This is a genomic window from Bdellovibrio sp. HCB-110 (genome assembly GCF_047323225.1).
Taxonomy (GTDB): domain Bacteria; phylum Bdellovibrionota; class Bdellovibrionia; order Bdellovibrionales; family Bdellovibrionaceae; genus Bdellovibrio.
The window spans coordinates 1-20,506 of the sequence record NZ_CP178750.1 but is presented as its reverse complement, the minus strand read 5'-3'; the positions used below and the strand labels follow the sequence as shown (position 1 = coordinate 20,506).

The following is a 20,506-nucleotide window of genomic DNA, read 5'->3' as shown; positions in this document are numbered from 1 at the left end:
TGCCTTTCCTGGACTTGCGATAGAACAAAACCTCTAAAAAAACGGGGTAAAAACATGAAGATTTTTGTGTGTATCAAGCAGGTGCCCGACACCGAAACAAAGATTAAAATCACTCCCGACCAAAACGGAATCGACACGGCGGGAATTAAATGGGTTTTGAACCCTTACGACGAATATGCAGTTGAAGAAGCTGTGAAGCTTCGCGACGCCAACCCAGGCTCTCAAGTGTGGGTTTTGAGCGTTGGACCAAAGGCGCGTGTTGTTGAATCTCTCCGCACCGCTTTGGCAATGGGCTCTGATGAGGCCATCGTAGTAAATGCTGAAAATTTGGACAACTACTCAACGGCAAAAGCTTTGGCCGAAGTTATTAAAGCTGAAGGTGGCGCGAAAGTTATTTTCTCTGGAAAATTGGCTATCGACGACAATGCTTCTTCTGTGAGCCAAATGCTTGCTGAATTCTTGAATGTTCCTCACACAACTGTGGTTTCTAAATTCACATTCGCTGGCGAAAACGTTGTTGTTGAGCGCGATGTTGAAGGCGGAGCTAAAGAAGTTGTGCAAATGATGACTCCGGCGGTTGTGGCTGCGAACAAAGGTTTGAATATGCCTCGTTACGCAAGTCTTCCTGGCATCATGAAAGCAAAAAAGAAAGTGATCAAAGAAATCGAATTCTCTTCTTTGAACATTCCTGCTTCGGACATCAAAGTTAAATACACAGGTTTCTCTCTTCCTGCAGAAAAACCAGCGGTGAAAATCATCTCTGGCGACGCTTCTGCACAAGTGGCTGAGTTGGTTAAACTTCTTCGCGACGAAGCGAAAGTTCTGTAAGGAGTTATGAACATGGGTAAAGTATTAGTTTTTGCTGAACAAACTAACGGAAAACTTAAACGCAGCTCTATGGAACTTCTTCAGGTGGCTGCGAAATCTGGAAACACAGTTGTTGCTGTGGTTTTCGGCTCTCATGCGGGTGATGTGACAGCTGCTGCTGGACATAACGGCGCTAACGAAGTTCATGTTGTAAAAGACGCCTCTTTGGATTCTTACAATCCAGAGCTTTTCACTGCAAACATGGCTGCGGTTATCGAAAAAGTTCAACCGTCAATCCTTCTTGCTTCAGCTTCTTCCACAGGCAAAGACTTGTTTCCTCGCGTAGCTGCTCGTTTGGGTGCGGGTATCGCCTCTGATTGCACAGAGCTGAATATCTCTGGCGATTCAGTCACGGCGACAAAACCAATGTACTCTGGAAAATGTTTTGCTAAAGCGAATTTCGAAAATACAAATTTGAAAATCGTTTTGATGCGCGCAAACCAACTTCCAGTTGCGGCGGCAGACGCTTCTAAATCTGCAAACGTAGTTGAACAAGCGGTTGTAAAACCAGATCTAAAAACTTTGATCAAAGAAATCGTTAAAGGCACAAGCGAGAAGCTTGATTTGACGGAAGCGAACATCATCGTTTCTGGCGGTCGTGGTTTGAAAGAAGCTGCGAACTTCAAAATGTTGAACGACTTGGCTGACGTACTGAATGCAACTGTAGGTGCTTCACGTGCGGTTGTTGATGCGGGTTGGGTTGGTCACGGCATGCAAGTAGGACAAACTGGTAAAACAGTAGCTCCTTCATTATACATCGCTGTGGGTATTTCTGGCGCGATTCAACACTTGGCCGGTATGAGCGGTTCTAAAGTGATCGTTGCAATCAACAACGACGCCAACGCTCCGATCTTCCAAAAAGCGACTTACGGTATCGTCGGTGACGCTTTTGAAATCGTTCCCAAATTGACAGAAGAGTTCAAAAAAGCTCTTCACCACTAATCGTGTTTAGAAAGTATATTCTTCCGATTATTGTTTTCGTTTTTTACCGAACCCTCTCATGGACATGGAGGGTTCGGGTCATCGAGCCCGATTCACTTCATAATTCCTTAGAATATAAAAAACCCGTTGTTCTCGCTCACTGGCATGGTGATGAGTTAGCACTTCTTTCCATCGTGAAGCGCTACCGAATCGCCACGATTGCATCGCAATCCAAAGACGGTGAGTTGATGGCAAAAGTTCTAAAATGGTTGGGTGCAAAAACCAGTCGCGGCTCTTCCACGCGCGGTGGAGTGCAGGCCTTGAAAGGTCTTTTGCGTTTAGTAAAAGACGGGGGAAATTGCAGCTTTGCAGTTGATGGTCCGAAGGGTCCGTTACACAAAGTAAAGCCTGGAGTCTTTGAACTTTCGCGTATGATTTCGGGTCCGATTTATGCGGCCGGAGTCGCTTGTGATCGCGCGATTCACTTTCCTAAATCGTGGAATAAAACTTTTCTTCCAAAGCCCTTTGCAAAGGTGATTATTTATTGGGTCGGACCACTTACTCCTGTCTCTCGAGATGCGGATCCAAGAAACCCAGACCTTGCTCTAGAGTTAGAAGCTCTTTTACACCACGCAAGACAGCAAGCTCTTAAATTCATTGCGGATAATGATGCCTAGTGCTAGCGTTTTTAGGTGACGTGTATTCAACTTTTTAAAGGGACTTTTAAAGTATGAAACTTATTATCAGCATCTTGTTGCTCATCTCAGCAAACTCATACGCTCAAAAATCCACGGATGTCGTGGCTCAGGTAGGCAAAAAATCAATCACCGTTGAAGAATTCAATAAAAAATACAACGAAGTGAAATCTCAAACGATCAACCCTCCAACCAGAGAACTTTTCCTTGAAGATTTGATCCGTTACGAAGTGGGCCTGCAAGAAGCTGAAAAGCGCGGATTGCAAAAAGACCCTATCGTTCTAGAGCGCTTCAACCAAGAGATGTACAAAGCTCTTTTGGAAAAAGACATCGGTCCACGCGTTCAAAAAATCCAAGTGTCAGATAAAGAAATGCAAGCTTGGTATGCTAAAAACCCAGAACTGCGCACAAGCCACATCTTGATTGAGTTCAAGCCCGGCGCAACGGCGGCTCAAATCGCAGAAGCGAAAAAACGTGCGACAGAGATCTTTGAAGAAGTTAAGAAAAGTAAAAGACCGTTTGAAGAGCTTGTTAAATTGTACTCTGACGATGCTCTTTCAAAACAAGCTGGTGGCGACATCGGCTGGCAATCTCGTGTAACACTCGTACCTGGTTACTATGATGCGATCGTGAACATGAAAGTCGGTGAAATCAAGGGGCTCATCGAATCTCAGTTCGGCTTCCACATCATTAAGCTTACGGGTCGTAGAAGCTTTGAGAACGCGAACAAGCGTCAAATCAGAGCGGCTGTTTTCGATGAAAAAAGAAAACAGATCTTCAACGAATACTTCGATAAGTTGAAGAAGTCTTATTCAATTAAAGAAAATAAGAGTGCCCTTTAATAAGGAATCTTTTCTATGAAATTTTTAAAGAGCCCCGTCAATGCGGGGCTTTTTATTTTTATGAGTCTCGCTTTGGCGGGTTGTCCTTCCAGTACTCAGAAACTTTCAACGAAACCCGTTGAAAAGGTGAACGATCACGTTTTGACTTCAAAGCAGTTCGCCAATCAACTTGCGCGCCGGCTTCGCAACTTTGATGCTCTGGCGGCCAAAGACCCAAACAATATTCATCGTGTGAAAGAAGAAATCCTTCGTGATTTCTTGGTAAAGAGTTTGACGTTGGATTGGGCACGCGCGCAAAGCATCGTCATTTCTGAAACTATGCTCGACAATGAAGTCGACAAACTTCGCGCGAACTATCCTGACGATCTTTCTTTCCGTCGCGCTTTGGCGTTGGAAAACTTATCTTTTTCTGAGTGGCGAGAAGAGCTTCGTTATTCTTTGGTAGAAAAAGAAGTGTTTAAGAAGCTCAATGAAAAAGTGAAGGCTCCCTCAGACGAAGAAATTAAACGCTATTACGAAGATCACAAAGACCGCTACAAGCGCAAGGAACGTATTTATATCCGCCAGATCGTCGTCGATGAAGACGCTAAAGCTGACGCGATTAAAACGGATCTTAAGACCGCAGACTTTGCTGAGCTTGCTAAGAAATTCTCTATTACTCCGGAAGCAAGAACGGGTGGCGTTGTCGGTTGGATTGAAAAAGGTTCTGTGGACTATTTTGATCCTCTGTTTACAGCGGGCTCGGGCTTACAAACTGTCAAAAGTCCTTTCGGTGTGCACTTGATTCGTGTTGAAAAAAAGGCTCCCGCAACGACTTTACCTCTAGAAGAAGTTAAATCTCAGATTATTCGAGCGCTAAAGGCTCAACGCGAGCAGGCAGAATACGTCGCTTGGCTTGATGCCCAGCTCAGAAGTAGTAAAGTCCTAAAGGACTACGATTTGATGAATTCGATTAAAGTAGATACAAGAGGACCCAATGATTAATATTCTCTTTTCATTGCTAGTGGCCGTTCCCAGCCAAGCTGAGGTTGTGGAAAAAACTGTGGCTATCGTGAATACCGAGCTCGTGCTTGAATCCGACTTTAAAGAACTTGAAAACCGTATTGGTAAGCCCGGTCTTATCGATGACTCTTTGCTTTTTGATAAACCAGCTTCGAGCCTTAAAGGAAATCGCAAAGCTCAATTGGATTATCTTATCAACGAAAAGCTTCTTCAGGCGGAAGTGAAACGCTTGAATCTGACTGTGACAAATGACCGTGTTGAATCTGAAATCAAAGACATGGCAAAAAGAAACAACGTCAGCGAAGCCGAACTTGCGAACATCATCAAAGGACAGGGCGTTTCTTTTGACGAATACAAGGCGTTCCTAAAAGACAGCATTGAAAAACGTTCGTTGATGGATTCAGAGATTATTTCCAAGCTTCGTATTTCGGATGAAGACGCTTTGAATGAATATTTAAAAACAAACCCGAACAATCGTCCCTCCATTGACGAGTTCGGTGTTGCACACATTTTCTTTAGTCCAAAAAAAGGCGGCGCTGAAGGAGCCTTGAAACGCGCAGAAACAGTTTTAGGAAAACTTCGCGGCGGAGACAGTTTCGATACATTGGCGCAACAGTTCAGCGAAGATCCAAATTTCTCTTCAGGCGGAAGCCTTGGAACTTTTAAATCCGGCGAATTCCTTCCCGAGATTGAAGAAGCTATTTCAAATTTGAAAGTCGGCGAAACGACCCCGGTTGTAAAATCTCGCATGGGTTTTCACATTGTAAAACTCACGGGAAAAAAACTGACGACAGATCCTAAATTTGAAAAAGCCAAGGAAGCCATCAAGGCAAGACTTCTTGAAACAAGCTTCAAACGTCAGCTGAAAACTTGGCTGCAAAACAAACGCGACGAATCTTTCGTTCGTATCAATGAGTAAGCTCCGCATTGCTCTTACGACTGGTGATGTAGACGGTATTGGCTTTGAAGTAACAGCCAAAGCCTTGCATCACCTGGGTCCGCAAAAGAATGTTCAGTTTCTTTTATGGCGCGCAGATGGTGCTGCAAAAAGGTATCTCGATCTTCTTGATAAAAAATGGAAACGCATCACAGTTGATTCGCTTGAAGAGGCTTTAAAAATTGAAGGGCCTTATTTGATCGATATTGCCTCAGATCTTTCACCCGCACAGTGGGTTGAGATTTGCGCTAAAGCATGTCTTCAGAAAAAAATCGACGGTATTGCGACGGCACCACTTTCAAAGACAAGTATCAAAGAAGCAGGCTTTAAGGATCTTGGACACACGGATATTTTAAAGCGCTTATCGAAAGCCAAACACGTAAACATGGGTTTTGTCGGAGAAAAATTCAACGTGGTTCTTGCAACGGCTCACGTTCCGGTTTCTCAAATTACAAAGTCTTTAAATTTCACAGTTCTCGCGGAGGCCTTGAAAAACGCCAATGAATTGCGAAAGAAACTTCCCGCCGCGCAAAGCAAACGACCTATTGGTGTTTTGGGGCTCAATCCTCATTCCGGTGAAAAGGGTCTGATCGGACGGGAAGAGCTTTTGTTATTTCCCCAACTTCTCGCCTTTGCCAAAGAAAACAAAATACCGATGGAAGGACCCTTGGTTCCGGATGCGGCTTTTTTTGAATCCAATTGGAAGCGCTATTCGGTTTATTTGACCCTTTATCATGATCAGGGTCTTATTCCTTTTAAAATGATTCACGGGCAGGATAGTGGCGTGCATATCAGCTTGGGTATTCCTTTCGTGCGTACCAGCGTAGATCACGGGACTGCGAAGGATATTTTTGGTAAAAATGTCGCAAATCCGCACTCTATGATTGATGCCATTCGCTGGGCGATAAAATTAGCTCGACTCTAGAGCGCTAAAATTATATTTCTAAGTACTTGAATTAATTGAGGTGATTTATGTTTCAACCCGTCATTTTTAGAGAATACGATATCCGCGGCGTTTACAACGGCCAATTCGACGACCACTTTGCTTATCTCTTGGGTCGCGCGTTTATCGTTTACATGAAAGACAACGCCGGCGTGACGAATCCAACAATCGCTTTGGGTCACGATGCGCGCGAAAGTTCTCCGGCTATTATCCGCAATCTTGCAAAAGGGATGATGGAGTCGGGAGCTAAAGTTATTCACTTGGGCCTTGTAACAACTCCGGTTTGTTATTTCTCAACTTTTGAAGTGAAAGGTGTGAATGGCGCGATCCAAGTTACTGGTTCTCACAATCCGCCTGAGTACAACGGTTTTAAAATTTCCGTTGGTAAAGGTACAATCTTCGGAGTTGAGATTCAAAAACTTCGCGAGATCATTCAAAAAGGTCAATTCATTGATGGCAAAGGTTCTGAAGAGCACTTTGATATCAAACCAATGTACTACGAGCGCTATAAAAAAGAATTCGGCACAATCAAAAATACAAACGTAGTTTTGGATTGCGGAAACGGCGCTGGCGGTTCCGTTGTGCGTGGTCTTTTCAATGCCGTTGGTTTAAATCCAACAATTCTTTTTGAAGAACCAGATGGAAATTTCCCGAATCACCATCCAGATCCAACTGTTGAAGAAAACTTGGTGGATCTTAAAGCCCAAGTCCTTAAAGAAGGTGCTGTTTGCGGTATCGGCTTCGACGGAGACGCAGACCGTATCGGTGTTGTCGATCACACAGGTAAAATGGTTTATGGCGACGAATTGATGGTGATTATTTCTCGTGCGATTCTTGAGACACAAAAAGGTGCGAAGATCATCGGCGACGTCAAATGTTCTGATCGTTTGTACCAAGACGTTGCAAAACACGGTGGCCAACCAATCATGTGGAAAACAGGTCACTCTTTGGTGAAGGAAAAAATCAAAGTAGAAAAAGCTCCTTTCGGTGGAGAAATGTCTGGTCACGTGTTCTTTGCGGACCGCAACTACGGTTACGACGACGCTCCTTACGCAGCTCTTCGTTTGGTAGAGATCTTGGCGAATACGGGCAAGACAATTCCACAATTATTGGAAGGTCTTCCGCCAGCATTCAACACTCCTGAAATCCGCATCGACACAACAGAAGAGAAAAAAGTTTTGATCGTTGAAAAAATGATCGAAGCTTTCCCAGGCGGACCAGGTGCTGATTACAAAGTGGACTTCACAGACGGTATCCGTTTGAGTTTCGCTGACGGGTGGGCTCTCTGCCGCTCTTCAAACACCCAACCGGTTGTGGTTGTGCGCTACGAATCTTCATCACAAGCAGGTCTGGATAAGATCCGCAGCCGCGTTGAAGCAGTTGTAAATAAATATCTTTAATTAGATTTTTTAAAAAAAAGAAAAGGCCTGTTTCTTACAAAGGAGCAGGCTTTTTTATTTGGCGCCTTCACCAGACTCATCCATATATCACTCATGCCGGGCGAACAGACCGTATCCCAGTCACTGGTCCTTGGGCTGTATTGTTACTTGTTGGAGGTCTGAATTAAAGCAACTTGAACTTTGCGACGATCGTCAAGATTAGCAAGACAACCATCAAAAAACCTTTAGTAATCTTCAAAACACGTCGAATACGTAAATAGCTACTTTTACGCATCGGACACCTCCTGTGAGTTTTCGGACAGGAGATCCACCAAAAGCGAGTCTGGCAAAGGCCTGATTCGCTTTTGCATTTTTCAGACCCGATTTATTGAATCTGCAGTTGTTCTTGTTCTAATCCTACCGTGAGCACAGCACCTAAAGAAGAAATCAAAGCCATCTCTTCTTCTAAAGCCATGATTCTTTCTATCTTCAAATGCACTTGTGATTTGAGATTAAACCCATAGATATCAAGTTCATCACCGCTACTTAAAACACCGCCGATAAATTTAATCTGATTTTCTAAAGCGCGGTTTTTTGAAAAATAAAAGATTCGTCCTTTTTGAATTTGTGGATTTGCCATCAAGGAAACAGAAGCTCGATCATCAGCATTCACGACCGTATTGACGTGGGGACCGATCGCAGTGAAAAGTTTTAGATAATCTTTTTCAAGTTTTTCAGAGTGCTCACTCAGGTTTTTGATAACAATAACATCTGCTTGAATTCTAGATACGTCATCTGACAAAAGAACTTTCTCTGGAACAACAAGAACGTAGGGCTTTTCTTCAGATAGTACTAGATCAGCATCCCATCGCAAAACCGGTACATTCTGTCCGGCATTTTTAAAATGCTTCTGAATATATTCGGCCGTTTTTTCCAACCCATCCACACCGGTGACAACAATTGAAACTTTGCCATACAAACTCATAATAACTCTCCTCTCATCCGCCTTAAGTGGCTCTAGTTTTTTCTCTAGTGAGGAGAGGATGTTTTCGATTTGTTTCTTTTGTTCTTTAAGAAGATCGGCTTCTTGGGCGATCAGTTCCAAACGCGCACGCATTGTCAGTTTTAATTTTTCAGAATCCAGATTTGTATCTGATTCTAAAAGATTTTTGATTTCAGCAAGACTGAATCCCAGATCTTTGAATTCTTTAAGACGTCTCGCCAAAGACAATTGCGAGTCATGATAGTAGCGGTAGCCATTCTCGCCGCGAGCGTGAGACTTAATAAGTCCCATCTTCTCGTAAAGACGCAAAGCCTTTGCCGATACACCGATTGCTTTTGAAAATTGTCCGATCGTCAGCCAGTTCTTCATCCTAACCTCTAGATGAATCTCGGGCTTGCCCTTGGGTCAAGGTCAAATGGAAATTGGATTTGGATATTTAGAAATAAAAAAGGCCGGGAAAAATCCCAGCCTTTATATAGCAAGCCAAGGTTGGCGTTAAGGGTTCGAGCGTAAGGCGGAGGATCTCAGCTGCCACGTAGGCGTACTTCTGTACGCCGAAGAGCAAGTTGAGACCGCACAACGCAGTCGATCGGGCCCTTAGCGGCGACCGACTAAGCCAAACGAAGAGCGATGATTAGTGCGTAGATAACTAGAGACTCGATAAGAGCTAGACCCAAGATCATTGGGATCAAAAGTTTACCAGAAGCCGCTGGGTTACGAGCGATACCATCAAGAGCTGTAGCAGCAGTTTTACCTTGTGCCATAGCGCCACCGAATACAGACAAAGCGATAGCGATAGCAGCAGCGATAGCTACCAAGCCTTTATCAGAGTTAGCAACAACTGCTTCAGCAGCTGTAGCAGCAGCGTCTTGTGCGAATGCAGATGCAGAAGCCAACAAAGCAACCATTGCAACGATCATTTTTTTCATGTGTGTTTCTCCTCAATATGAGTGGTTAATTTTGCTTCTTAGTGGTCGTGTGCAATCGCGAATGCCACATAAACCATTGAAAGCAATGTAAATACAAAAGCCTGAACAAAGCATACGAACAATCCCATCATGTAGAATGGAATTGGTACACCGATTGGAACGAGATCAAGGAACACAGACAATACTGTGTGGTCACCCATCATAACGTTCGCAAGACGAAGACCCAAAGAGAACGGACGAACAAAGTGTGAAACAAGTTCGATCACGAACATCAAAGGAGCTAGGAAAATAACCGGACCCATGAAGTGCTTAAGGTAAGCCACGATTCCGTTTTCTTTGATACCTTGGAAGTTGTAGAACAAGAACATCAAGCAACCGAAACCGAATGTCGTGTTGATGTTTTCAGTCGCAGGAGTCATACCTGGGATCATACCGATCAAGTTGTTAAGCAAGATAAAGAAGAACACCGACGTGAAGAACGGAACATAGTGTTTACCGTGTTCACCGATAACCATCTCTGCAAGTCCATCCATCATCTCCGTCAACATTTCCATGATGCCACGAAGAGAGAATTTGCTAGCAGGAAGAACTGCCACTTCACCTTTACCAAGAGAAGCGCGAGCCGCAGCTCCGATTGCAAATACACCCACAGTTGCGATACCCAAAGTTGCAACGTGATCGTAGTGATGACCAACACCTGGAATAAGTTGTGTCCAGTTAAATGACATTGTCTTTTCCTTCTCTTTTCAAGGCTTCCTTCAACGCATACACAATCGCTGAAAGAATAAAACTCGCCACGCCTAAGGAAAACCACAAAGGGTTAAACCAAGAAAGCTTGACCAGCGTAAAGATAATAATCCCTAAAATCGCGTACTTAAATACAATGATTCCGATGGAGAGGGCAATCAGTTTCTTCTGAAAGATAAGCCCGAAGCCAATTCCCAAAAGAAAAAAGCTAGAAAGGATCGTTAAAGACCCCGCAATAAACGAAAACGCCTGCTGTGGTGCATAAAAATAGCCTAAAAGAAGGCCGCCGAGGAGGGTGGTGAGGGCTTGAACTATGAGAACTATTTTCATTTTACTGATCGGATTTTTTAGATTCCGCTTCTTCTTTTTCGTCTTCTTTTTGCATTCTGCGAAGGAGCCAAATCACTCTCCACAGCCATCCAATCAATGCCGCAAACGTCAGACCTACGAAGATAAGCCCTTTGCTTTGGTATTTTTGATCAAGATATTGACCCAGGTAAAAACACCCTAAGATCAAACCGACAAGCTCAAAGCCCATGGATGCAAAAATTATATACTTTTTCATTACTTCCTAAAGCCTTTCGCTCCGGGCGCATTTTTCATGCGCTCTTGAAGTCGCTTAATACGAAGTTCGATATATTCCGGCGGACTGTATTTATTTTTATGCTCTTCCAAAATCGCAATCGCACTTTTGAAATCCAAATTTTCTTCGTAACAAACAGCCAAAATCAAAGCGACATTTTCCTGAATCGCTTTTTCCGGAAAATTTTTGATGAGGTCTTTAAAAATATCCGCAGCTTTCGCAAAATCTTTGCGTGCCACGAGGATATTTCCTTTCAACATCAAAGCGCTAAAACGAGTGTTGTCGTCACCTTTAAGTTTTAACAACGAATCAATCTCGGACTCGGCTTGAAAGAAATTATTCTGGTAATACTGGGCTCTTGCCACATTCATCTTATACTGAGCGGCTTCCAAATCCGTGTGGGGCATTTGTTGAAGCTTGCTGTATTCAACAATGGACTCTTGATAGTTCTGAAGATTGTTAAAATAAATCGCGGCGATTTGCTTTTGCGATTCCAGGCGTTCTTTTTCATCCAGTGAGTGCAAGACGATAAAGTGATGATACTGAATTGCTTTATTAAAATCTTTGATCTCAAAAAAAGAAATACGGGCGGCCTCGCGAGCGGCTTCCAATGGATATTTTGTCGGATTGTTTCTTTTAATGACTTTATCAAGATAGCTCAGGGCAATTCGGTAGTGCTCCTGAGCTATTTCTTTTTGTGCTTGCTTATAATCCGCCTCCTCCTGGGAAGAGCAGGCGGTGAGTGCCAGCACTAAGACAACCAGAAAAATTCTGATCATCTTAGTGAGTGACTCCCGCTGGAGGAGTCGTTGCAGCCGGTGTTTCTTCAGTCGTATCATCTTCCTCAACAACCGCTACACCCGTTACAGTTTCTTCTTTTTCATCGATGTTAATCAAACGAACACCTTGAGTGTTACGTCCTAGAACAGAGATGTCCGTCACTTTCATGCGGATAACCTGTCCTTTATCAGTCGAAAGGATCAGTTCCATTTTTTCAGAAACTTTTTTCGTACCGATAACAACGCCGACTTTATCTGTCGTTTTCTGAGTGATGATACCCACACCACCTCTGGATTGGATGCGGTATTCTTCAGTTTCAGAGCGTTTTCCGTAACCTTTTGAAGTCACCATCAAGATAGTGTCCTTCGTGTTCTTTTCTAGAACTTCCATCGCTACAACCACGTCGTCTTTAGCCAATGTGATGGCTTTCACGCCGCGAGCTGTACGGCCCATGCCGCGCACGTCGTTTTCGTTGAAACGAATCGACATACCTTCTTTGGTTGCGATGAAGATGTCGCTTTGTCCGTCAGAAATCTTAACGTCGATAACGCCGTCTTCAAGATCCGTCGTAAGAGCGATGATACCAGCCGTTCTTGGATTTGCGAAAGAGTCCAAAGACGTTTTCTTGATGATCCCTTTTTCAGTGAGCATCACAACGTATTTGTTTTCGCTGAATTCATCCACTGGAAGGATCGCGCGAACACTTTCGCCACTTGTAAGTTGAACAACGTTAGCAAGTGATTTTCCTTTAGAAGTTCTGCTTCCTAGTGGAAGTTTATGAACTTTACACCAGTAAACTTTACCTTTGTCAGTGAAGACAAGAAGCATCGTTTTCGTGCTGGCAGAGAATAAATCCGTTACATAGTCTTCTTCTTTAGTCTCCATGCCTTTCAGACCTTTACCGCCACGTTTTTGCACGCGGTATTCGGCTGTCGGCATACGCTTGATAAGACCTGTGTTCGTAACAGTCACAACCATGTCTTCGTCAGCGATCAAATCTTCGTCTTCGATATCATCAAGGCTGCCTTGGATTTGCGTACGACGAGGATCTGCGTAACGTTTCTTGATGTCTTCAAGTTCAGTGACGATGATTTTGTAAATTTCGCGAACATCAGCAAGAACGAATTTCAACCAGTCGATTTGTTTCATCAACTCAGCAAGTTCTGCGATGATTTTGTCACGCTCTAAGCCTGTCAAACGTTGCAAACGCATTTCCAGGATTGCAACCGCTTGTCTTTCAGAGAATTCGAATTTCTCCATCAAGGCTTCGCGAGCTGTGTTGGCCTCTTTAGAAGCGCGGATTGTTTTAATAACTTCTTCGATGTGATCGAGAGCTTTTTTCAAACCTTCCAAGATGTGCGCGCGCTCTTGGGCTTTTTTAAGTTCGAAGATACAACGTTTGGTAACAACGTCACGACGGTGATCAACGAAAGCTTCCAACATGCCTTTAAGATCGAAAGTAACCGGTTGGTTTTTCGCATCCAAAGCCAGCATGATGATACCAAGGCTCGTTTGCATTTGTGTGAACTTGTAAAGGCGATTCAAAATAACGCTGGCATTTTCACCGCGTTTTAGATTGATAACGATACGCATACCTTCGCGAGAAGACTCATCGCGGATATCAGAAATACCTTCGATTTGTTTGTCACGAACCAGGTCGGCAATGCTTTCAATCAACTTCGCTTTATTCACCTGATACGGAATTTCCGTAACAATGATGTCTTCGCGATCTTTGTTTTGAACGATTTCAGCAACGGCTTTCAAAGAGATGATGCCGCGGCCTTTTTTGTAAGCTTGCAAGATACCTTCGCGACCTGCGATCACGCCGTAAGACGGGAAGTCAGGACCCTTGATATGTTGCATGAGATCTTCAAGCTGGCAGTCAGGATTATTGATCAAGTGCACGCAGCCATCGATCACTTCACCCAAGTTGTGCGGAGGAATGTTCGTCGCCATACCAACCGCGATACCCGCAGAACCATTCACCAAAAGATTTGGGAATTTCGCTGGAAGAACCGTCGGAATTTGAAGAGAGTCATCGTAGTTCGGCCCGAATGAAACCGTCTCTTTTTCAAGATCGTTCAAAAGTTCTTCAGCTAGATTCGTTAAACGGATTTCCGTGTAACGCATGGCTGCCGGATTATCACCATCGATAGAACCGAAGTTTCCTTGTCCATCCTCAAGCGGGTAGCGCAAAGAGAAATCTTGCGCCATACGAACCATGGTATCGTAAACTGAAGCGTCACCATGAGGATGGTATTTACCGATTACGTCCCCGACCACACGAGCCGATTTCAAGTACGGTCTGTTGTGGCGGTTGTTCATTTCGTTTTGTGCGAATAAAACGCGACGATGCACCGGTTTCAAACCATCGCGCACGTCAGGAAGAGCACGACCTACGATAACGGACATGGAATATTGCAGATAAGCTCCGCGCATTTCCTTGCTAATATCGACGAGGGTTACGCCCTTTTCTTCTTGATTGTTTTCCATAAATCACCAACTTAAAAAACTAAAAATTAAACGTCCAAACTGCGAGCGAGAAGAGCATTGTCGTGGATAAATTGACGACGAGGCTCAACCATTTCACCCATCAAGATCGAGAAAGTTTCATCGGCCGCAACAGCGTCGTCGATAGTCACTTTTAAAAGAGTTCTGTTTTCCTTATTGAGAGTTGTGTCCCACAACTGCTCAGGATTCATCTCTCCCAATCCTTTATAACGTTGGATGTAGATTCCTTTTTTCGTCGATTCCATCACGTGAGTGTAGAAGTCGTTGTAATTCTCAAAAGGAATTTCTGTTTCACCTTCAAGAATCGTCAAAGGAAGTGCGCTCACAGCTTGAATTTCAGACCAGATCTTACGAAGTTCGATGATCTCCGAAGAACGCAAGTTCTCCGGACCAAACTTCGTCATCATACGATCTGCGTAACGAACCGTGTAGATGTCGGCGTAGGACTTTCCTGTCGTCTCGTCTTTTTTCACTTCGCCTTTGTATTCCGTGATGCCCAGTTTTTGATCTGCATTGATCCAAGCTCCCAGATCTTTCAACACAGCTTGCAATTTTGCATCGTCAGCCAATGTTTTTTCGAAATCAGGAACTTTGCTTAGCAAGAAATACAAAACGTCTTTGTCGTATTTCTTAGAGGAAACACGCAAAAGGTTGTTGAACTTTTGAATATTCAAGATCAATTGGCGAAGATCTTTTTCAGGAAGATTTTCTTTGCCTTTGATTTTGAAATTATTAAGACCTGAACTCAAAAGATACTCAGTCAAAGCCGCTTCATCTTTCAAGTAAGTTTCTTCTTTACCTTTTTTCGCACGGTAGAGTGGTGGTTGTGCGATGTACACATAACCGCGCTCTAGCACCAGTGGCATTTGACGATAGAAGAACGTCAAAAGAAGAGTCATAATGTGCGATCCATCGACGTCGGCATCGGTCATGATGATGATTTTGTGATAGCGGATTTTATCCACGTTCACGTTGTCTTTACCGATACCTGTGCCCAGGGCTGAGATGATGACTTTGATCTCTTCAGAAGAAATAATTTTATCAAAGCGGGCTTTTTCAACGTTTAGGATTTTACCTTTCAAAGGCAAAATCGCTTGCGTACGACGATCACGTCCTTGTTTCGCAGATCCACCGGCAGAATCTCCCTCCACCAGGTAGAGTTCGCAAAGTGCTGGATCACGTTCTTGGCAGTCCGCCATTTTACCTGGCAAAGATCCACCATCAAGAGCCGTCTTACGACGAGTCAAATCACGAGCTTTACGAGCCGCCTCACGGGCACGCGCAGATTCCACGCACTTCATGATAACGTTTTTTGAAACAGACGGATTGCGATCCATCCAGTCCGCCAATTTTTCATTCACCAAAGACTCAACGATCCCTTTGACTTCGGCATTGCCGAGTTTTGTTTTCGTTTGTCCTTCGAATTGTGGCTCACGAACTTTGACTGAAATAACTGCTGCCAAACCTTCACGGATGTCTTCACCCTCAAGATTTGTTTTAAGATCTTTCAAAAGATTCTTTTCAGTCGCATACGCGTTCGTCGTACGAGTCAATGCCGCACGGAAACCGACAAGGTGAGTACCACCCTCATGCGTATTGATATTGTTACAGTATGTGAAAATAGATTCAGAGTAGGAATCATTCCACTGCATAGCAATTTCAACATCAACGCCTTCTCTTTCGCCTTTAAAGTAAATAACTTCATTGTGAAGAGATTTTTTAGATTGGTTCATGTACTTAACAAACTCAGCAACACCTTCCGCGTATTGGAAGTCTTGTTTTTTTCCGCTGCGTTCGTCAGTCAAAGAAATATGAAGACCTGCATTTAGGAATGCCAACTCACGGAAACGATTTGCTAAAGTTGCGAAGTCGTAAATAACAGTTTCGTCTTTGAAGATGTCGCGGTCTGGTTTGAAAGTAACTTTCGTTCCAGTTTTAGAAGACGCTTCACCTTGTTCAACAGGAGCTAAGATTTTTCCGCGCTCGTAGTTTTGTCTCCAGAAATGGCCTTCACGTTGAACTTCAACATTCACACGTGTTGAAAGAGCATTCACAACAGAAGCACCCACGCCATGCAGACCGCCGGAAACTTTATAGCCACCGCCATCGAATTTACCGCCGGCGTGAAGTACGGTCATAACAAGTTCTAGAGCAGATTTTCCTGTTTGTTTTTGTGTCGCAACTGGAATTCCGCGACCATCATCTTCAACTGTGATTGATTCATCGGCGTTGATTGAAACTTTGATAGATTTACAATATCCCGCAAGATGTTCGTCTACCGAGTTATCCACAATCTCATACACAAGGTGGTGATAACCTTTGAAACCTGTATCACCGATATACATCCCTGGGCGTTTACGAACGGCTTCAAGTCCTTCAAGAACCTGAATCGAATCGGCCGAATATGTTTTTTGTTCTTCAACTGACACTGGGTACCCCTCACTAGCATGCTGACTTCATTTGACCGAAGCCGCGTTAATCAAGGATGTGACCATCCTTAATGCGCAAAACGGAAAGCTGATCGAGGCTGAAAGACTCAGGCAATGCAAAATCTGTCGTCGTTACAAAAATCTGCGTATTGATCTCGTGTAAGAACGTAATCAAGGCATCTCTTTTGGCTTTATCGAGTTCAGATAAAACATCGTCTAGCATCAGCACGGGATAGGTTCCGTGAGCCTTCCTATGATACATTATTTGGGCCATTTTGAAAGACAATATGATGGCTCTTTGCTGCCCTTGGCTACAATAAAATCTTGAGTCTTTTTGCCCATATAGGAACACGATATCGTGCTTATGAGGACCCACTAGACTTGATCCTGAAGAGAGCTCCGCATCATGCAGTTCTTGAACACGTTTTTGAAGTGCAAAATAGACTTCTTCTCGGGAAAAATTCACCGCATTCTGATCGGAAATCACATATTCCACGGAGATATCCACAGACGAATTGCTGGAAATATATTGCATGGCATTATTAAACTCTTTGGAAAGCCCAGCCAAAGCGGCGATGCGGGCGTAGGCTAAATCGGCCCCTAAACGCAAGAATTGGGGGTTTAGAGCCTCCAAAAGGTTTTCCGTGACTACTTTGTCGTTCAGACCTTCCAAATAGTTTTTAAGGATCTTGTTACGCGTTTTCAGAGATTTCCTATAATCCGCGATCAAATCGGCATTTTTTCGATCAAATGTGATCAACAACTCATCGACCAATTCCCGACGATGATCAGCTCCTTCTTTGATGGAAGAAAGACTTTCCGGACTGAACACGACGCTCGCAAATATTTTTCGAATGTCGGTGGAGCTCACACGTTTTTCGTTCAAAGTTAAAACTTTGCGACTTTTCGAAAGGCCGAGTTTTAATTTGTAGTGAAGATCGTTTTGAGTAATCAAAGCTTGAATAAGCGCTTCTTGATTATTCGAATTGATGAGAGTGCGATTATCACTGTAGCGGAAGGAGTCTCCTTGAGAGATGAGATACATGGCTTCAAGGAGATTTGTTTTACCTTGTCCGTTCTCTCCGACGAAAACATTCACTCGCGGAGAGAAGGGAATAACAACGTCCCGGTAATTTCGAAAATTAACAAGACGAAGTCTTTCAAAGATCATCAGATTCTCATAGGCATGACAACGCAAGTGTAGCTTGCATCGTTGTGCGGTCTCATAAGTCCTGGTGAAAGGTGGTCATTCAATTCGAAATCAATTTTATCCTGATTCATGCTCGTCAAAATATCTGTGATGTATTTTGCGTTGAAACCAATTTTGATTTCGTTTCCTGAATACTCAACTTCGATTTCTTCTTTCGCATCACCCAACTCTGGATTGTTCGAAGAAATTTCCATACGGCCGTTTGAAAGATTCAAAAGGACCGCTTTGGATTTTGCATTCGCCAAAAGTGATACACGTTTCAACGAAGTTAGGAACGCTTCTCTTGAAATCATCACTTTTTGTGTCAACTTCTGTGGAATAAACTGTTGATAATTCGGATACTTTCCTTCGATCAAACGAATCATCAAAATTGTTGATGAGTGTTTCAATACGAATTGAGAACCTTCGATGGCGATTTCTACAGAACCATCAATGCTCTCAAGAATTTTCTTAATTTCATGAAGACCCTTACGAGGAATGATCACGCCTTGAGTGGCGTTTACTTTCACCTCTGAAGAAGGTTTGTTCACCAAACTCATACGGTGACCGTCTGTTGCCACCATTTTAAATCCGCCTTGAGAATTCAACTCAAAGAAGACTCCGTTTAAGTGGTAACGAGTTTCATCGTTCGATACAGAGTAAATTGTTTTATCAATCATCTCTTTCAACACTTGCGCTGAAATAGTGATGAAGGCTTGAGAGTTGTAAGTAGGGAAGATTGGATATTCTTCAGCAGAGATACCTACAATCTTGGAAGTGTATTTCCCTTGTTTGATCTCCAACCAGTTGTTGTCTTTTTTGATAAGTGTAATCGGACCTTCAGAAAGTTCCTTTGCGATATCAAAAAGACTTTTTGCGCTGACGGCTACTTTTCCAGCTTGATGAACTTGTGCTTTGATTTGGTCAGTAAGACTGACTTCCAAATCTGTTGCAAAAACTTTAAGTGAATTTGAATCCGCTTCCAAAAGTACGTTGATGAGAATTGGCATTGTGTTGCGTTTCTCAACAATGTTCTGAGTTTTTCCGATAAGGCTTAATAAATCTCTCTTATCAATTTCAAGTTTCATGAAAACCTCTTTTTGGATCTTTTTAAAGCCCTCTTATTAACTATTACTTATATATATAAATACTAGTAGTAGTAGTAGGGGCGTGGAAAACCTAACAAATCTCTTAAATACCTGTAAACACTAAAAAACAGTTGTGGATAAGGACTCTGTACAAACTCGCAGAAAGGGACTCGAATTTGGGGGTAACTTTAATCCACATTACGAGCCCCAAACTCTTCCACAACTCTTTCCACAGTCCACATTCACACTCCTGTGATATTGTGGATCCTTGTTTCTAAATCTTCGATATCTTTGGAGATATCTTGATCCGTTGCCTGTAGATTCTTAACCCTCTCCAGTGCATTCATCACCGTCGTATGATCTTTTCCGCCAAAAGCCTTCCCGATATCCACCAAGGATTTATCGAGAAACTTCTTAATTAAGTACATGGCAATTTGACGTGGAACGACAATCGGTTTCGCGCGAGTAGAGGATTTTAGATCCAAAACACGCACTTTATAGTGGTCTGCAACAATCTTCATGATCTCTTCCACAGAAATCGTGGATTGAGTTTCATGATGGGAAAGAATGCGCTTCACAAGCTCGTAATCAATCGGAAGACCCTGAAGTTCAGAGAACATCTTCACCTTCTTCAAATTACCTTCAAGTTCTCTGATGGAGCGTTTGGATATTCTGGCGATGTAGTTTGCGACATCTTCTGGAAGACGCACATTAAATTTCTCCGCTTTATAACGAAGAATCGCAATACGCGTTTCTAGATCTGGCATTGTGATGTCAGCAATCAAACCACGTTCAAGACGGGTGCGACTGCGGTCTTCAAGGCCGTGAATATCCTTGGGCATACGATCACTCGCCAAGATGACTTGCTTGCGGCTATCAATGAAGCTGTTGATCGTGTGGAAAAACTCTTCTTGAACGGCTTCACCACGTGCGATGAACTGCACGTCGTCCACTAAAAGAATGTCAGAGTTCTCGCGGTATTTTTGGCGGAACTTATCCATTTCGTGGCGGCGAATGGCTGAAATACACTCATTCATAAAGCGTTCAGCCGAGATATAAGTGATTCTAAGTTGCTGATATTGATCGCGAATATGGTTTCCTGCCGCATGCAAAAGATGCGTTTTACCCATACCCACAGGTCCATATATATAGAGAGGATTGTAGTCGTCAGCTCCCGGATTTCGGGCGACGTTATAGCAGGCTGCATGAGCAAACTCTGAATTCTTACCCACGACGAAGGTCGAAAAAGTAAGTTCAGAATTCAGAGTATCCGGACCCCCAGACCTTGGTTGAGTAGTCTGAGTACTCTGAGCACGCGCTAATTGAGCTTGAAGGATTTCAGTACCCCCTAAAGCCTCTTCTTGATGATTCGAAGTCTCAATATGAGCATTTACTTTGCTACCCGTAATACTAAACTCGACCTCAAATGGCTTTCCGTAAGTATCTGAAATCTCTGTATAAATCTTATCTTGCAGGTTTTCGATAACGAAGTACTGGTGTAAAGCATTTGGGACCCCAAGTATTAATCTTGGGCGCTCGATGCTGCCAGTGGTATTGACGTATTCAATAGGATCAAGCCAGGTATCCAATAACTTATTGTTATCGTTCCTGCTTTTCATCTTTGATTTGATAAGTGTCCAAAAAGACGAGTTTAATTCCAC

Annotated in this window: 19 protein-coding genes; 8 read left to right on the top strand and 11 right to left on the bottom strand. The window is 43.3% G+C overall.

The window, feature by feature from the left end; genetic code table 11:
• Nucleotides 1-54: 54 nt before the first annotated feature.
• Genes ACL934_RS00095 through ACL934_RS00060 form a run of 8 tightly spaced genes read left to right on the top strand, consistent with a single transcriptional unit; the run spans nt 55 to nt 7,607 of the window.
• Nucleotides 55-828 (top strand): electron transfer flavoprotein subunit beta/FixA family protein, encoded by a 774-nt coding sequence (locus tag ACL934_RS00095; protein WP_374076564.1) that lies wholly within the window; start codon nt 55-57, stop codon nt 826-828.
• Nucleotides 829-840: 12 nt separating this feature from the next.
• Entirely contained in the window at nt 841-1,809 is a 969-nt protein-coding gene (locus ACL934_RS00090; protein WP_374076563.1) for an electron transfer flavoprotein subunit alpha/FixB family protein, read from the top strand.
• Between the two features lie 2 nt (nt 1,810-1,811).
• On the top strand, nt 1,812-2,465 hold the full coding sequence (locus tag ACL934_RS00085; RefSeq protein WP_374076561.1) for a lysophospholipid acyltransferase family protein: 654 nt from the start codon (nt 1,812-1,814) through the stop codon (nt 2,463-2,465).
• Nucleotides 2,466-2,518: 53 nt separating this feature from the next.
• Nucleotides 2,519-3,325: a peptidylprolyl isomerase gene (locus ACL934_RS00080; RefSeq protein WP_374076559.1), complete on the top strand. Its 807-nt coding sequence runs from the start codon at nt 2,519-2,521 to the stop codon at nt 3,323-3,325.
• Between the two features lie 15 nt (nt 3,326-3,340).
• Nucleotides 3,341-4,309 carry a peptidyl-prolyl cis-trans isomerase gene (locus ACL934_RS00075; RefSeq protein ID WP_374076557.1) on the top strand — a complete coding sequence of 323 codons (969 nt, stop codon included), beginning with the start codon at nt 3,341-3,343 and terminating at the stop codon, nt 4,307-4,309.
• Nucleotides 4,302-5,246 (top strand): peptidylprolyl isomerase, encoded by a 945-nt coding sequence (locus ACL934_RS00070; protein ID WP_374076556.1) that lies wholly within the window; start codon nt 4,302-4,304, stop codon nt 5,244-5,246. The genes ACL934_RS00075 and ACL934_RS00070 overlap by 8 nt, the downstream gene beginning before the upstream one ends.
• A complete protein-coding gene (locus tag ACL934_RS00065; protein ID WP_374076554.1) occupies nt 5,239-6,189 on the top strand; it encodes a 4-hydroxythreonine-4-phosphate dehydrogenase PdxA in 951 nt (316 codons plus the stop codon). The genes ACL934_RS00070 and ACL934_RS00065 overlap by 8 nt, the downstream gene beginning before the upstream one ends.
• 47 nt (nt 6,190-6,236) lie before the next feature.
• On the top strand, nt 6,237-7,607 hold the full coding sequence (locus ACL934_RS00060) for a phosphomannomutase/phosphoglucomutase (protein WP_374076553.1): 1,371 nt from the start codon (nt 6,237-6,239) through the stop codon (nt 7,605-7,607).
• 364 nt (nt 7,608-7,971) lie between these two features.
• Here the strand turns inward: ACL934_RS00060 and ACL934_RS00055 are convergent, their stop codons facing one another.
• From ACL934_RS00055 to dnaA, 11 genes are all read right to left on the bottom strand, one after another.
• On the bottom strand, nt 7,972-8,958 hold the full coding sequence (locus ACL934_RS00055; RefSeq protein ID WP_374076551.1) for a MerR family transcriptional regulator: 987 nt from the start codon (nt 8,956-8,958) through the stop codon (nt 7,972-7,974).
• A gap of 242 nt (nt 8,959-9,200) precedes the next feature.
• Nucleotides 9,201-9,518 carry an ATP synthase F0 subunit C gene (locus tag ACL934_RS00050; protein WP_413612872.1) on the bottom strand — a complete coding sequence of 106 codons (318 nt, stop codon included), beginning with the start codon at nt 9,516-9,518 and terminating at the stop codon, nt 9,201-9,203.
• A gap of 38 nt (nt 9,519-9,556) precedes the next feature.
• Nucleotides 9,557-10,246, bottom strand: a complete 690-nt coding sequence (atpB, locus tag ACL934_RS00045; protein ID WP_374076548.1) for a F0F1 ATP synthase subunit A — start codon at nt 10,244-10,246, stop codon at nt 9,557-9,559.
• Nucleotides 10,236-10,595: a hypothetical protein gene (locus tag ACL934_RS00040; RefSeq protein ID WP_374076546.1), complete on the bottom strand. Its 360-nt coding sequence runs from the start codon at nt 10,593-10,595 to the stop codon at nt 10,236-10,238. The genes atpB and ACL934_RS00040 overlap by 11 nt, the downstream gene beginning before the upstream one ends.
• 1 nt (nt 10,596) lies before the next feature.
• Nucleotides 10,597-10,830 (bottom strand): AtpZ/AtpI family protein, encoded by a 234-nt coding sequence (locus ACL934_RS00035; protein WP_374076544.1) that lies wholly within the window; start codon nt 10,828-10,830, stop codon nt 10,597-10,599.
• Nucleotides 10,830-11,627, bottom strand: coding sequence for a tetratricopeptide repeat protein (locus ACL934_RS00030; RefSeq protein ID WP_374076542.1), 798 nt, complete (start codon nt 11,625-11,627; stop codon nt 10,830-10,832). Before ACL934_RS00030 ends, ACL934_RS00035 begins: the two co-directional genes overlap by 1 nt.
• A 1-nt stretch (nt 11,628) precedes the next feature.
• Entirely contained in the window at nt 11,629-14,121 is a 2,493-nt protein-coding gene (gene gyrA, locus ACL934_RS00025; protein ID WP_374076541.1) for a DNA gyrase subunit A, read from the bottom strand.
• Nucleotides 14,122-14,147: 26 nt separating this feature from the next.
• Nucleotides 14,148-16,568 carry a DNA topoisomerase (ATP-hydrolyzing) subunit B gene (gene gyrB, locus ACL934_RS00020; protein ID WP_374076540.1) on the bottom strand — a complete coding sequence of 807 codons (2,421 nt, stop codon included), beginning with the start codon at nt 16,566-16,568 and terminating at the stop codon, nt 14,148-14,150.
• Nucleotides 16,569-16,614: 46 nt separating this feature from the next.
• Nucleotides 16,615-17,739 carry a DNA replication/repair protein RecF gene (gene recF / locus ACL934_RS00015; RefSeq protein ID WP_374076538.1) on the bottom strand — a complete coding sequence of 375 codons (1,125 nt, stop codon included), beginning with the start codon at nt 17,737-17,739 and terminating at the stop codon, nt 16,615-16,617.
• Nucleotides 17,739-18,845 carry a DNA polymerase III subunit beta gene (gene dnaN / locus ACL934_RS00010; protein WP_374076536.1) on the bottom strand — a complete coding sequence of 369 codons (1,107 nt, stop codon included), beginning with the start codon at nt 18,843-18,845 and terminating at the stop codon, nt 17,739-17,741. Before dnaN ends, recF begins: the two co-directional genes overlap by 1 nt.
• Before the next feature lie 242 nt (nt 18,846-19,087).
• Nucleotides 19,088-20,506, bottom strand: coding sequence for a chromosomal replication initiator protein DnaA (gene dnaA, locus ACL934_RS00005; protein ID WP_374076534.1), 1,419 nt, complete (start codon nt 20,504-20,506; stop codon nt 19,088-19,090).